Here is a 15,430-nt window from a genome sequence, read left to right as displayed (position 1 = left end):
TCTCAAAGCGGGTGCAAACCTACAACCTTTTTTTGTTAGCTTCCAAAATAAAATTCAAAAAATTTTCAGAGAACGTTTTGCTTCGATCGCCCGTTATTACTGACCTCACAACGCCTGCCGCAAAAGCTTTTGTTGTTTCTCAAAGCGGGTGCAAATATACGCCCTCTTTTCAATCCTGCAAGTTCCAAACGCAACTTTTTTAAGATTATTTTAAGCCTCAGGAATAAGAGCTTGAAAATGTGGGTTTTGAAAGGAAAAAATAATTTGCTCTTATAACTCCTCTCTAACCCTGACAGGGGTTTGGAACCCTGTCAGGGTTGACTTAGACTGAAAATCAAAGAATAAGCTGTTGCGTTAGCGGGTGAAGCGGCAGCCCCTGCCTACGCAAAAGCTTCGGCAGGCAAGCCCGATATTACATCGGGCAGGGCTACAGCGGAACACGCGCCTTCTCCTGCGGCGGCGGGAGAAGAACGCCCAAAGACTACATAAAGAAATTCCAGACCAGGCCGAAGCGCACAGCAAAATCGCGATACGGGTAGGAAGGCGCCGCAAAGTTATTATTCCCGAGCAGTAAAGCATCCAACCGTTCCAGTTTAAAAAAGATCCGGGCCTGCCTGATCTTTCCGTTAAAGAAGAAGTCCACAGATCGCAGCCCTTCAAATTCCCGGTCATTCTGCACATAGAATTCGGCCAGGACAGGATCATAAGCGTTCATTTCATAGTTATGAAAATAATTTGCCGTAAACCCTGTTTGCAAATAAAGCGCCTTTTTAAACCAGTGATCCTGATAGTAAAAGGAGTTGCGGGTTATGAACGAAGGCACATTTAGAACGTCTTCGCCTTCAAAGACCTTTTGGAAAAGCAGCGTATTGGCCAGGGCAAATTTCCCGAAATCAAAATCTCTTGCCACTTTCACCTTACCATAATTCAACTGCCCACCATCCTGGAATGGCTTGATAAATCCCATATCATCTGCTGCAAAATAGGTGTAATTTCCGACCCGGGTATAGGCAGCTTCGACATTTACCCAATTGGGCGCAAGCAAACGAAACTTCAAGCCCTGAGTGTTGACATTTGAAAAGTCGTTTTGCCAGTTGTAATTTATATAGTCACTTTGATAGAGCAAAAAATTCCAGTTGGGTGCCCGGTCATTCACATCTACGGCCACAGCAGCCCAAAGTTCGTCACTTAAAGTATAGGAAAGCTGCCCCTCGAGATCATAGCCATCCATGTCTCCGGCAATGTTCAGCATTCCATCAGCCACCAGATCAAACCCGCCAAGATTATTGGAGTAAGACGCCCCCGCCGACAATACATCTCCTATCAGGCGATTTTCAATAAACCCCGATTCGAGATCAAGCACCGTCTCATAGCCGTAATTATAATGGGTAAAACCTGATCTGAACTTGAGTTGTCCCAGGGCTTCGGAAGTATATTCCAAAAAGCCTTCGTTATACACGGACTCCAGCCGGGTCTCGTCATGGATTCCCACTTCTTCAAAAGAAGGACCAAAAAGATCGTTTGCGGTCGCCTGGCGAAACTCAAACTTCTTGTAGGTATAATTTAATTTATGGCCTATGGAAAAGCCGGTCCGGGTTGCAGGGCCCATACTTCCAAGGGCAAAGGAATGGTCCAGGTAAAAACGCTTTCCGTATAAGGTGCTTTCTGCATCTTCAAACATTACGTCCAGCCTGGAGCGGTCATCAAATTCAGGGTCTTTGGAAATGTAATTTTCGAGAGATCTTGCTGTGAGCCCACCATTCTCTTCGTTCATGAGGTCCTGCGACACAAAGTGCGTTCTTAAGTGATACCTGTCATTAGGCGTATTGTATGAAACGGTGGTTCTGAAGTTCCCGGTGCTCACCAACATGTGCTGGTATTTCCCCAGGGAACGCAGTCCCTTATAAGCGATCGAAAAGTTAAGATCTTCGGAAGTGTTTATAGTAAAAAAGGAATCGAGTGTCTGCCCCTGTTCAAAAACGGTTTTAAAGTAAAGCTCGGTGAAGGGTGTAGGGACGTGATAATAGTAAATATCATCTACCTCCATAAAATTGTAGTGTCTTGCCCTGGCGCCAAACTGCGGAAGGAGGTGATCTCCCTCTGTAAAATCATAGACAAGCTTATTATATGTCTGCCCCACATTCGAAAAAGGAAGCAGTTCGAAATTATCTTTCCTGAGGTAGTTGAATTTATAGTCTTTATGAATGGTTAGGGAAGTGTCGACAAAGGTGGTGTCGTTATCGACAGAAATGATCTTGTATTCTGAAACCGGTGCCGGTTCGGGGCCTGCTTCTTTTTTTCTTTGTGAAGGCTCCTGTTGTTCGGCACCCATTCCTCGAAGAGCCGGCCTGTTAGTCCTCTCAATTTGGCCGAAAGTGACAACGGGCAACAGAAAAAGAACAATTATTATGAGAATTTTTTGCTTCATATAGTTTTCTACAGAAGCAAAAGTAGGATAAATGAGGAAAATGAGGAGATTATAAATAAAAAAACCGCCCCTGGTGGGGGGCGGTTAATTAATCTTAAAAGATCATATTTAGTAACCGGCATTTTGATCGGCCTCTGTAATTGCAGAGTTTCTTTCGATCTCCTGCTGCGGAATTGGCCAAAGGTTATTTCTTTCAGGAATAAAGGTATTATTATCTTTAGATGAAATTTCCTGATCTGCGATCCCTAATCGAGTTAAGGTAAATAACCGATCAGTATCTTCTCCGTAGAATTCAACGAATCTTTCCTGAGCGATCAAGTCGATAAAATTGCTTGAATCAAGAACAACATCACCTAGACCTGCACGATTTCTCACCATATTAATATAATCTGAAGCCGTAGCATCCCCCCTGCGCGCCAGCAATTCGGCCTGCATCAATAAAACGTGAGCATATCTAAAGATATACACGTCATCACTTCCACTACCAGGATCTTTGAACTTAAATATCTGTGGATTCTCTCCTATGATCTGACTAGTTCTTTCGTCTCCCGCTTCAAAAGAAGACAAAAGATCACCACTAGGTGCTACTTCATAACGTCCACCTGACTCTAAGTAATAAAAGGCATAGGAGTTACCATCAAAATCAGCGAAATTAATAGCAAAAACACCTTCCTGTGTACTTGCGTTTCCTCCAAACAGGTCAGCATAGCTAGTTGCCAGAGTGTATTCTCCAATGACAGGAGCCAAAGTGGCTTCCGCCTGGGTGTACATCTCCAGTTCCATTTCAACCAAAGCCTTTAGTACCCTCACTGAATTCTCATTGAAAAAGTATAGGCTCCCGCTTGTTCTGATATCAGCTAACGCATCTCCAAGATCCAGCATGATCTGGTCATATATCGCACTCTCAGATGATCTCGGAAGTGGATTAGTATCAATGTCCGTGGCAGAAAGATTTCCGGTTAAAGCCAAAGGAACTCCTCCATAAACTTTAACCAATCTATAGTACATAAAAGCTCTTACAGCTTTGGCTTGAGCAGTTAACTCTGCAGAAGCTTCACTATCTATCTCCACTTCCTGCAGCTTGTCTATAATGATATTCGCCGCGTTGATGGTTTCAAAGTGATCTGTCCAATATCGGGTGTTCTCGATGTTATTCAAGTCGATATCATTACTCGCATATTCGGCCAATGAAGGAAAGGATCCAACATGAGCTAATTCATCAGCGAAAAGTCCAGTAAGAAAGGCATTATAACCGGCAGTAATATAAGTTTGTTGTACTCGGTCATACAACCCATTAACAGCTCCCCTGGCAGAGGCAATATCAGTAATGAGTGCATCAGGACTCACAGCCGTAGTCGGCTCAGTTTCAATAAACTCATCTGCACATGAGCTAAGACCTATAGCTACAGCAAAGAGTATTACAATATTTTTAATTTTTTTCATTATTTTTTCTTTTAAAATTTAAGATTCACACCAACTTTATACACTTTGTTCAATCCTTGGGTGAAGAAATCTGTTCCCCTGGCAGCATTGTCACTTCCAAAAGCGTTTACTTCAGGATCCAATCCAGTGTAATCAGTTTCTGTCCATAGGTTGTCACCTCCCACATAAATTCTTAGAGAAATAGGAGTTCCCTTGATTTCAGGATTTAGAGTATAACCCAACACCACTTCTTTTAAACGCACATAAGAGGCATCCTCAATAAATCTATCAGAATCCTGGTTGTTGTAAGATTGTCTACTACCATAACGCGGTGCAGGCAAGGTCGCATCCTGATTGTCTTCAGTATAATAATCCAATTGCGAAGAGAATTTATTGAATAACCAGGAACCAGAAGCACCCGCAAATCCTAAACTGTTGTTAAAGATATCTTTGTCTTGCTCGAATTGCAGGTTAGCCGATAGATCAAAATTATTCCACCTGAAAGTGTTCCTGAAGTTCCCTGTCCATTTTGGCATAGCATTTCCAATAAAGGTTCTGTCATTGGCATTAATGGTACCATCCCCATTTACATCAATGTATCTAACATCCCCGGGGCCAATCCCTCTTGCTACTAAAGCGTCCGGAATTTCATCTCCTTCACGGTAGATCCCATCAGCCTGCAATCCGTAGAAAGCACCTAGAGATTCACCTACTGCAAGTCGTGTCGCAAATCCTCTGTCGATTGGAATATATTCTCCAGCCGCATCTCTTTCTAATGCAAGGATCTCGTTCTCATTGTAAGCAGCCTGAACCTGAGCGGTCCAGTTAAAATCACCCTGGAATATTCTGGCATTCAAAGAGATCTCATGCCCTCTGTTCTCCACCTTACCAACATTAGCTGCTACGGAAGTAAACCCTGAAGAGTTTCTTAAAGGACGACTCAATAGCAGGTCATCAGTTGTTTTAACATAGTAGTCATACGTAAGATCTATTCTGTCAAACAAAGTGATATCTGTACCAACGTTCAACTGAGTAGTAGTTTCCCAGGAAAGATCTGGAGCCGCTAATTGACCTACCCCAAGACCAGGATTACCTTCGTAAGACCTTACATACGCCAATCCTCTTGAACCATAATTTCCTAAACCTGTAGAGTTACCGGTTTGTCCCCAGGAAGCACGGAGTTTCCAGTTAGTAAGGGTATTGTTTTCCATGAAATCTTCATCTGAAATGATGTAAGCTCCGGAAAATGCCGGGAAGTAACCTATCTGCTGGCCTGCACCAAAAACAGAAGAGGCATCTGCCCTCAAAGTACCTTCGAAGAATATTTTGTCAAGGTAGGAAATCCCTGCTCTACCAAAATATGAGAATAATTTATTCTCGTTAATTGCATTGTAAGCTGTAGTAGGAACAGCAGCGTTACCAGGAAGTTCCAATCCGGCAGGAATCTGATTTCCGTCTACCTGAGTAGTCTCTGTATTGGTTCCTTCAAAAGAGAATCCTAAGAGTCCGGTAAAGTCGAAATCACCAACATTCTTACTATAGTTCAAAGTATTTGTAACGTTCCATCTGTTGATCTGGTATACACCTTTATAGGCATATCCATTTGACCCCTGTCCTCTCCTGGTAGTAGCAGGATTGAATACCAATTCATTATAATCTAGACGCTCCAAAGAAGCCTTAGAATAGAAGCTTAAATCCTTATAGATTTCGTAGCGCAATCCAAGGTTTGAGAAGATCCTCAAGTTCTCAGATGTAGATTTATCTACTAATGCGTTCTGCAATGGATTTGAAAATATAAACGCACTGGTATTGTAAGTTCCATCTTCATTGAAAAGGTCCTCGCCTGGTCTTTCTAAAACTGCAGTAGAAAGAACTCCGTAGATATTGTTATCTCCGTTCACCCTTCTGTTAAAAGATTCGGTTATACTTACTCCGGCATCAAGATCCATTTTTTCATTTGCCTGGAAATTAGCGTTGAAAGACAAAGATCTTCTCTTGAATAACTGAGATCTAATTGCACCTTCCTGATTGAAATCGGTGAAGTTAGTATAAAAACGCGCTTTTTCAGACCCTCCACTTAAGGTAACATCTGTTTGTCTAACTATTGCAGCCCCATCACGGTACACTGCATCAATATAATCATCTCCAAAATCCATAGCATATAGCTCTTCTAAGCTGGCAGCCCCTTCTCTTTCAAGAATATTCTCTCCGAGGATCATCCCCTGAGAAAGCATACCGGGTACTCCAAAAGCACTTTCAAAAGCTCTGTCTCCAAACTCGTAATATTGACCGGCAGTGAAGAGTTCATATTTATCAATAGGCTCCTGGAATCCTGTATAGGAATTAACCTCTACAGAAGTCTTCCCGGCTTTTCCTCTTTTAGTAGTTATAAGCACTACCCCGTTGGCACCCCTGGCACCATATATAGCAGCTGAGGAAGCATCTTTTAAAACCTGGATAGACTCAATATCAGAGAAATTGATGTTTGCTAAAACGTCGTTGTTCTGACCCCCAAAAAAATCATTTTCACCAATACTACCTGATAAGATAGGCACTCCGTCTACAACGTAAAGCGGCTCATTTGATCCACTAATAGAACTGGCTCCACGAACACGCACAGAAAAACCTCCACCCGGCGCACCAGAGTTTTGGTTCACCTGGAGACCGTTAGCCGTACCTTGTAAAGCACCAGAAACGGTTGGTGTAGCGATACTCTTGATTTGCTCACCATCCACCTTGGCAACCGCGGTAGTAAGAGATTTTCTTGTTTGCTCCCCATACCCTACTACGATTACCTCCTGAAGGGATTGAGCATCGGGCGCCATACTTACATTAATGGTGTTATTAGCTCCTACTGTTCTTTCAGTTCTCTCCATACCTACATAAGTAAAGACAAGAACATCACCCTGGTTGGCCTGAATTTGATACATTCCGTCAAAATCTGTTTGCGTACCAACCGCTGTTCCTTTAATTAAAACATTCACCCCAAGCAAAGGCAGATCGTTTTCATCGACTACCGTCCCGGTGATTGTTCTTTCTTGCGCAAAGGATATTTGCACAACTAACACCAGTAACAGTGTTAGAATTCCACTTAAACTTTTTTTCATTTTATAATTTATTTGAATTAGCCAGAGCCAAAAATGCTAATAAATTCTTAATAAAGCAACTCTCTGCACCAGTTCGAATTGTTAATAATTTAAGAATCATATAAATATACGCCTGCAAACAGCTGAATTTATCGAGAACTCATCCTTATCACCCTGAGGAATAGATAGTAATGGAAACTTATATTAAAATATAACAGAAATTAAAAAAGCGTTATTTTTATTAATTGTTTCTCCCAATTGTCTATTGCGACAGGACAACTTAAATTCTTTATGCGTTTTCGGAATGAGATTAAAGCCTCTACAGGTGTAACCTGTGGAATATTGCAGAAACACTCTATTCAGATTTCCTGCCAGTTACTTTCGAGGCAAGGCCCAGTATTTTCCATTTTTATGTGTTGTCAACTTATTTCAGGACGGGTCATTAGAATAAAAAAAAGGCTGCCCGTATAGGCAGCCTTTATTAGCTAATTATGAAGTGGAACCTGTTATCTCCAGCCTCCGGTAGAATAATCTTCACCAGGAGTTCCAGTTGTACCTCCAAAAGTGTAGACTGGGATACCCGCAGCATCTAATGCAGCGCCTGGTACTGGAAGGTGCAATGGAGTACCTTCCTGAAGAAGGTCCTTCCCTCTCATCTCAAAGAATCCAAGCCCCATACCAGTATTCATTAATTCGATCATTCTTTCGTAATGAATAGCTGCAGCAATAGCAGCAGCATCGTCTGCAACAGGAGGAAGTTCTCCTCTCAAGACCCTGCTACTAGCATTGATAGTAGCTGCAGCCTCTGAGATCATACCTAACTGCAAATAAGCTTCAGCTTTATATAATTCATTTTCAGCTTGCAGCATATCATATAAGTCAGCTGTAAATCCGGATCCTAACCAGTAATCATAACGCGAATGACGATAAGAACTCCAGTGATAAGTACCCCTGTCAGCAGGGAAATCTTGGTAATCAAGATATTCAAAATCACTTTCAAGTCTTGCATCATCGCTAGAAGCTGGAGGCAGAATAGGATCGGCTCCAGGCCAGTACTGAGGATAAGACTCGTCCATCATTCCTATGAGACGCATATCTACTCTTCCCCATCCTGGATAAATGGAATAACCTATAAAATCAGGCCACCATTGAATCCAACCGTCTTGACCAACAGCAAAATCAAAGGTGAGTCCATTCTGAGTATAATCTAAAACCCTTTGCCAGTCAAGGTTGTTTCGCTCCTGCTCATTCCTGGCACTATTGACCAAAATTCGTGCTGCAAAGGTGTTTAAGAATTCACTCCATTGTTCACTGCTGTAACTTTGCCCATAAACTTGTGAATCAATTGAAAATGATCCACGATCTGCAGCAGCTATAGCCATGTCAAGCTTGTCCAACGCTAACTCAACAGCTTCCATGTAACCAACCGGCTCTCCTCCATTTAAAGCACCTGTTTCATCAGAGATCCACACCTGATCAAAGACAAGGCCGAGGTAACCTAAAGCTGCTCCCTGGCCAAATCTTCCCAGAGATTCATACTTATCCTCATCTGAAAATTCCATATCCCCCTCTATTCCGGCAACAATAGCATTTGCATCAGCAAGAATAGCATGTAAGGAGTTAAAATAATTTTCGGTGGCAACAGCGTATGTATAGGTCGAAGCATTATTCCAGGCCACTCTCGGCTCACTAGACATGTCTCTCATTCCCATATTACCCCAGGACATAGTAGTTTGATCTGCCATAGTAGCGAACATCAAACCAGGTCCATAATAATTATCTACAGTATTATACCAGTTTTGGAAAAGCTTATCTGCTGTAGCTTCATTTCCAATTTGCAAGCTTGTGGGATTTTCAACGTTATCGACTTCCAGGTCAGTGTCGAAATCATCACAAGAATAAAACATCAGGGCGAAAACCGCCATGAAGGTGATTTTTAATTGTTTCATAATTTTTTTTTTAGAATTTAAGTTGCACTGAAAGATTGTATCCTCTTGACACAGGATATACACCATAATCTACAGCATAATAGTTCTGAGTATTTGCGTCATATCTCTGAACTTCAGGATCCCAACCAGAATAATCTGTAAAAGTTAGTAAATTTCTTCCAGTCACTCCCAGTCTTAAAGAATCAAAAAATCCATTAGCAACTCCAGCCAATTGATCTTTACCCAACGTATAGAACAATGAAGCTTCTCTCAGTTTTACATAAGATCCGTCCTCTACCCAGTATTCATAGTCGCCATTAACGGCATATAGACTTTGATAGTAGCTTTGCGTCTTCTGTTCAGCTGCAGGAACTCCTGCCTGGTCCATCATAGCATGCCTGTTGTCTCTGGTAAGCCACTGACCTTGTCTGTTGTAGATGTCTCCTCCATTTTTCCAGTCCCAAAGCATGTAAAAATTAAACCCTTTGTAACGCAGATTCGAGGTAAAGCCCATTTGGAAATCAGCATTTTGAGAACCAATTTTTCCGTACCACACGTCGCCGTTTTCATCTCTGCGAATAATGGCAGCTTCATCTGAGGTACCTACGGCATCTCTTCTTACCACAACTCCATCTCGGTTCACTACAAAATCATTGATCGAAGTTCCTTCAGGTAGTTGGTTTTCCATTTGCTCCAAAGAAGTAACAAAGGCGTTTCCATACATGGCCCCAAATTCTTCTCCTTCTTTAACCCTAAAGATTACACCAGGAGTGTTAGTTCCTCCAGGACCTACGGTAATAGGGTCCACATTAAGGTTTGTAATTTCATTTCGGGTTCTACTGTACCTTATTCCAAAATCCCAACCTAAATCCTGTTTATCAATAATTGCAGAGGTAAGACTAAGCTCTAAGGTATTAAACTCTACTGTTCCAACATTCTGCCACTGTCTGTTCTTACCTTCGTTTGCAGGAGCAAAAATATCCACTAACATAAATTGATCTTCGGTCTCGGATTTCGCATAGACTCCTTCAAAGGTAAAGCGCTGCAAGAACTCTAAATTTGCTCCAAACTCTAATTCTGTAGTTGTCGAAGGCTTAAGATCAGGGTTAGATTTGATTCTGTTGGTGGCAAGTGATCCAGTAGTTAGATTTATCATATCATACTGCCAACTAAATCCAGGTCGCTGACCAGCAGTACCTAATGCTGCATGGATTTTAAACTCAGTTATTCCAGGAATATTGAAGTCCTGAGAAATACGGTAGGCACCGGAAACTCTATAATAATCGTTCCATCTATGATTTTCTCCAAATAGAGAAGAACCATCTATACGGTACATCGCATCTACTATATAACGATCTTTATAATCAAGCCCCAAGATTGCAAAAGCGTTCTGTGCTCTTTCATCGGTGGAGTTAGAACTAACTCTCGTAAGAGCTGAATCAAAGTTATCCAGGGAAATTACGCCCTGATAAATGAAATCTTGACCTAAGCCGTAGTAATATTCATAATGAATATCCTCCATTAAATAACTCAGTTTTCCAGCAACGTTCAAATCACCAAAAGAATCTACATAATTTAAAGTAGCTTGTCCTTTTTGAGACAAGGTATAGCTAGACTCCTTTGAGAAATCACCCTTAGAGTAGCTAAAACCTACGTTTTCCCCTCCTAGCATTCCTCCTACTTGAAAAGCAGTATACGGGTTGTAATCATCATTTACCCAATGAGTGCTTTCCACAGCATATTCAGTGTCGAGATTTAGCCAATCAGTAAATTCAATATTCAAATTATAAGAACCTAAAAAACGGTTTCTAGTCGCTAACTCCCTATTGGTTGCCAACCCATATAGTGGATTGATGGTAGTGGCAGCCCACGGATCAGGAATAAAATAGTAAGGCTGACCGTCAGGGTTAGGCGCGTTTAAATTTACGTCTGGAGAAGTTAAAGCTAAATCAAATATAACACCATCAAGAGTACCTCCTGGTGTTTCGTTATTTGACCTAATGTAATTATTGTTGGTTGAAAGTTTCAACCAGTCATTGATCTGAAAATCTCCATTCAAACGCACGCCATATCTCTTGTATCCGCCTGTTTCAGCAAAGATTCCTTCATTCTCTGTACGATCCGCTGAAAAGAATACGTTGGTAAATTCTGAGGCATTCGAAACAGAAGCATAAGTCGTATTATCAACTCCAGTTCCAAAGAAAAGGTCTTGATTATCATAATACACTCCATAAGGGTTATCTGCTACATCATCCTCAACCGGAATTCTAGCACCTGACACACCTACTCTTCCAACTCCACTGTAGTCATCAGCATAAGTCACCCCAGCAAAACGAGTGTATTGTCCCTGATACTGCTCCCAATCATCAGCTAACTGATAAGCGTGGGATTTATTCAAGTCTATTTTGTTTGCCAGCTCTGAAAGACCTAAGTCATTTCTAAGGGTCACCACTGGACCATCTGCATTATATTTTCCTCTTTTTGTGGTAATCACAATTACACCATTACCGGCACGCGATCCATAAAGAGCAGAAGCAGAAGCCCCTTTTACGATCTCAAAGGAAGCAATATCATCACTATTGATATCATTAATACCTCCTTCAACTTGAACTCCATCGACCAATATTAAAGGTTCTTGACCACCAAACAGGTTAGTCGCTCCACGTAATTGGATAGTAGAACCAGAACCTGGTTGACCAAAGTTAGTGACATTCACCCCGGCCACTTTACCTTGTAAAGCACTGGCCGCAGAAGTAGAAGGAATTACTTCTAAATCGCTGGCATCAACCTTTCCAACAGTAACGGAAAGTTTTTTTCTACTGGTTGCACCTGCAACCCCTGTAACTACAACTTCTTCAAGCTGGGCAGCATCAACTACCATTGTTACATCAATTACGTCTTCATCTTCTACCACTTCCTGCTTGGTTTCGAACCCAACGTAACTAAATACTAATATGTCACCCATAGAGGCCTGAACAGAATAATTTCCGTCAAAATCGGTCTGGGTTCCACTTGTCGTACCTTTAACCAGTACGTTTACACCCGGTAGGGGCATTCCATCGCCGTCGGTAACTGTACCTGTGACGGTCCTGTCTTGTGCAAAAGTTATTTGCACGACTAACGCCATAAAAAACGTTAGAATCACGTGTAATCGTTGTTTCATTTTAATTTAATGTTTGAATTAGCCGCGCCTAAAATGCTAATAAAATATTAAGGAACCAAAAACAATAGCTTTAAATTTGTTAAATTTTTAACTATTATAGTACTTACACACGGGCTTGAAATATGCTTAGCCATTGCCGTTACTACTTTCAGCTCTCATTTCGTTAATCTCTAAATAATTTTATAGTAAAAAATTTAATCATTGTACTTTTGTAGTTCAAAACAAATATTCAGTGCTCAAACCCCAACACTCCTCCTTCCAATTTGAATGCGGCACCGATGAAGCCGGCAGAGGTTGCCTGGCGGGACCGGTCACGGCTGCGGCGGTGATCCTGCCAAAGTACTTCAGGAAAGGGATGATCAACGATTCCAAGCTGCTCACTCCCGAGAAAAGACTGGAACTTCGAGAGGTGATCGAGAAAAAAGCTATTTGCTATTCCATTCACCACATATATATGGAAGAGATCGATCAGATCAACATTCTCAATGCATCAATTCTGGCCATGCACCACTGTATCGAAAAATTGGAGACCGTACCTGATTTTATTGCCGTTGATGGAAACCGTTTCCATAACTATAAGCAAATTCCCCACGCGTGCATAATAGAGGGAGATGGGAAATACCTCAACATCGCAGCCGCCTCCATCCTGGCGAAAACTTATCGGGATGAACTGATGCAGCAAATGCACGAGGAATATCCCATGTACAACTGGAAAAACAACAAAGGTTATGGCACCCGCGAGCACCGGGAAGCGATAAAAGAATTCGGCATTACAAAATACCACCGCAAAAGCTTTAAACTCTTTCCTGAGCAGTTGGAACTTCCCCTGTAAATACTACTTTTGTGTAAAAAGGTATTTATGAGAAAAATCCTGGTGGCTCTCCTGATCGCCCTCCTCACCGGATGTTCGCAAGACTACAGGGGTTTACAAGACCCGGTTAATTATATCTCCGAAAATTCTGCGGTCATTCTGAAGCTGCAAGACCCAGACCTGTTTTTCAGCAACCTGAAGAACAATGAGCTCATCAAGAAGAACAGCGATTTCCCTCTCATACAAGACCTGGAAAAAAAACTTTCCCTTCTAAATTATTTTCCACATAACCGCCCCGCATACCTGGCCCTGGCCCTCGAGGAAAATAAGGACCTGAAATTTGCTTTTCTAAGCACCGAGGTTCCTCAGATCGAAACTGACTCCATAAAAAATAAAATGGTGGAGACCTTTAATACTAAAGACCACCAAATAAAGAAATATACTCTTGAAGGTCAGGTCGCATATACTTCCAGCGTGGACAGCATTTATATTTTCAGCAATTCAAAAAGCTTATTGGAAAGCAGCCTTTCAGGCAACCCGGAATTAGCCAATTCAGAAGCTTTTCAAAAGGCGATGAAAGCTTCTTCAGATAAACAACCGGGAATTTTTGTCAACCACAAAAAACTAGAACCGATCCTTAACAGATGGTTTCCGCAGGAAAACCTGGACCATATTCTAAACTTCAGCAATTGGACAAGCCTGGATGCCGAATTATCCCAGTCGGCCATAAAACTGAACGGCATCAGTATTTCCGGGGATACCCTGCCCCATCACATCGATCTCTTTAAAGGCGTGGGAACTTCAGAAAACATGCTTCCGAATATCACCCCTTCCGAAGCAAAAGGGCTTTACTCCGTTACTTTTGATAAGTTTGCCGCATTAAAAGAAAATCTGACGAATTTTCGTAGAAAGGATCCCAAAAAGAGCATTTCTAAAGGTGAAGAACTACTGGAGATCGCCAATGAAGCCGGGCTGATCTACCTGGCGGAAGGAAATGTACTTGCCATTCGCGTTTTAGACCGGGAAGCAGCAAAGATTGCCCTGTCTGCCCACCAGGAAGAACTGGAAGATTTCAGAGAGATCAGCATTTATAATTACTCCGGAAATTTCGAAATCCTGAAGCCGCTTCTTACCCCCGGCGCCCTCTCGGTTTATGCCTATCTTGACGAATTCGTTCTTTTTTCTGATTCTTTCGAAGCAATCAAGAAGGTGATCAGTGACTTTCAGAATGAACAGGTAATGAGCAAAAGTGAAGCGTACCAGGCTTCTTTTGAAAGCCTGAGCACCAAGGCTTCTATTTTGCTGCTGACCAGGAACAGCAGCTTCAAAAATGACCTTTCTGAAGCGGTATCTGAAGCACATCGAAACGCGACCAAAGGCCTGGACTTTAAAAATTATCCTTTAACTGCTCTTCAGTTCATCTATAACGGAAATTTCGCCCACGTTCACGCTGTCCTGACAAAAAAGAACGAAACAAAGTCTGAAAATACAGCCTCCCAGACCGTTGCGATCCACCTTGATGCAGCCTTGGCCACGCGCCCCGTATTTTTTAAGAACCATCGTACTAAAGGTAACGATATTGCAGTTCAGGATGTGAATAATGTACTTTACCTTATCTCTCCGGAAGGAAAGATCTACTGGAAAAAGCAACTGGAATCCCGCATTTTAGGAGAGATCGAATCAGTCGACATTCTGCGGAACGGACGATACCAATTGGCCTTTGCAACTCAAAACCGCCTGCACGTCATTGACAGGACAGGCAGAACGGTAAAGCCATTCCCGCTCGAATTCAATGATGAGATCACGCAGCCACTGGCAGTTTTTGACTACGACAACAAAAGAAAATACCGTTTTGTAATAGTGCAGGATCGGGAACTTTACATGTTCAACAACAAAGGTGAGCGCGTAAGAGGATTCACTTTTTCAAAAGCCGATGCCACCATTACTCAATCCCCAAAACACATAAGGATAGGCCGAAAGGATTATATCCTGGTGCCGGAAACTTCAGGAAAATTGAATATTTTAAGCAGGACAGGAAGACCCAGGGTTGGGGTAAAGGAAAAACTGAATTTTTCAGATAATGAATGGTATGAGTACGAAAACGAATTTGCATCAACTTCAGCTTCCGGAGAACTTCTGAAAATTGATGAAAGCGGAAAAGTTCAGAAGAAAAAATTAGGACTTTCAGAGAACCATAAAATAGATGCTACCATCAAGACGCTGGCTACCATGTCTGAAAATATCCTGACCATTAAAGACAATGAGGTGAGCCTGGATTTTGGACTGTATACTGCCCCGGAGATCTTCTATATTGACAACAAGATCTATGTGAGCGTGACCGATCTGCAGGCGCACAAAGTTTATCTTTTTGACAGTAACGGACAACTACTGCCCGGTTTCCCGCTTTACGGAAACTCCAGGATAGACCTTTCAAAAGCCGATGCTAATTCGATTCCTGACCTGGTGGTACAGGGAGAAGATGACAGCGTGCTGGTGTATGAGATCAATTAGATGTTAGATTTTAGACGTTAGAAGTTAGATGTTCGAAATTGGATGACAGGGGTGCTAAAAGCGGGTCCTTGTTTGAACCAT

The 15,430-nt window shown here is 42.0% G+C and carries 7 protein-coding genes; 2 read left to right on the top strand and 5 right to left on the bottom strand.

The window, feature by feature from the left end:
* Positions 1-481: 481 nt before the first annotated feature.
* The 5 genes from BLS64_RS04630 to BLS64_RS04610 all read right to left on the bottom strand — a co-directional run bounded on the left by BLS64_RS04630 (position 482) and on the right by BLS64_RS04610 (position 12,027).
* Entirely contained in the window at positions 482-2,428 is a 1,947-nt protein-coding gene (locus BLS64_RS04630) for a putative porin (RefSeq protein WP_093112179.1), read from the bottom strand.
* A 108-nt stretch (positions 2,429-2,536) separates the two neighbouring features.
* On the bottom strand, positions 2,537-3,775 hold the full coding sequence (locus BLS64_RS04625; RefSeq protein ID WP_176763421.1) for a RagB/SusD family nutrient uptake outer membrane protein: 1,239 nt from the start codon (positions 3,773-3,775) through the stop codon (positions 2,537-2,539).
* A gap of 107 nt (positions 3,776-3,882) precedes the next feature.
* Positions 3,883-6,957 (bottom strand): SusC/RagA family TonB-linked outer membrane protein, encoded by a 3,075-nt coding sequence (locus BLS64_RS04620; protein WP_093112175.1) that lies wholly within the window; start codon positions 6,955-6,957, stop codon positions 3,883-3,885.
* Positions 6,958-7,442: 485 nt separating this feature from the next.
* On the bottom strand, positions 7,443-8,885 hold the full coding sequence (locus tag BLS64_RS04615; RefSeq protein ID WP_093112173.1) for a hypothetical protein: 1,443 nt from the start codon (positions 8,883-8,885) through the stop codon (positions 7,443-7,445).
* 10 nt (positions 8,886-8,895) lie between these two features.
* On the bottom strand, positions 8,896-12,027 hold the full coding sequence (locus BLS64_RS04610) for a SusC/RagA family TonB-linked outer membrane protein (RefSeq protein ID WP_093112171.1): 3,132 nt from the start codon (positions 12,025-12,027) through the stop codon (positions 8,896-8,898).
* A 232-nt stretch (positions 12,028-12,259) separates the two neighbouring features.
* Here BLS64_RS04610 and BLS64_RS04605 point away from each other — a divergent pair, with 232 nt between their 5' ends.
* Both BLS64_RS04605 and BLS64_RS04600 read left to right on the top strand, forming a co-directional pair.
* Positions 12,260-12,859 (top strand): ribonuclease HII, encoded by a 600-nt coding sequence (locus BLS64_RS04605; protein ID WP_093112169.1) that lies wholly within the window; start codon positions 12,260-12,262, stop codon positions 12,857-12,859.
* Positions 12,860-12,886: 27 nt separating this feature from the next.
* Entirely contained in the window at positions 12,887-15,349 is a 2,463-nt protein-coding gene (locus BLS64_RS04600) for a hypothetical protein (RefSeq protein ID WP_093112167.1), read from the top strand.
* Positions 15,350-15,430 lie beyond the last annotated feature (81 nt).

It is taken from the genome of Salinimicrobium catena (assembly GCF_900102915.1).
Taxonomy (GTDB): Bacteria; Bacteroidota; Bacteroidia; order Flavobacteriales; family Flavobacteriaceae; genus Salinimicrobium; species Salinimicrobium catena.
The sequence above is the reverse complement of the archived record's forward strand: the minus strand, read 5'-3'. Positions and strand labels throughout refer to the sequence as shown.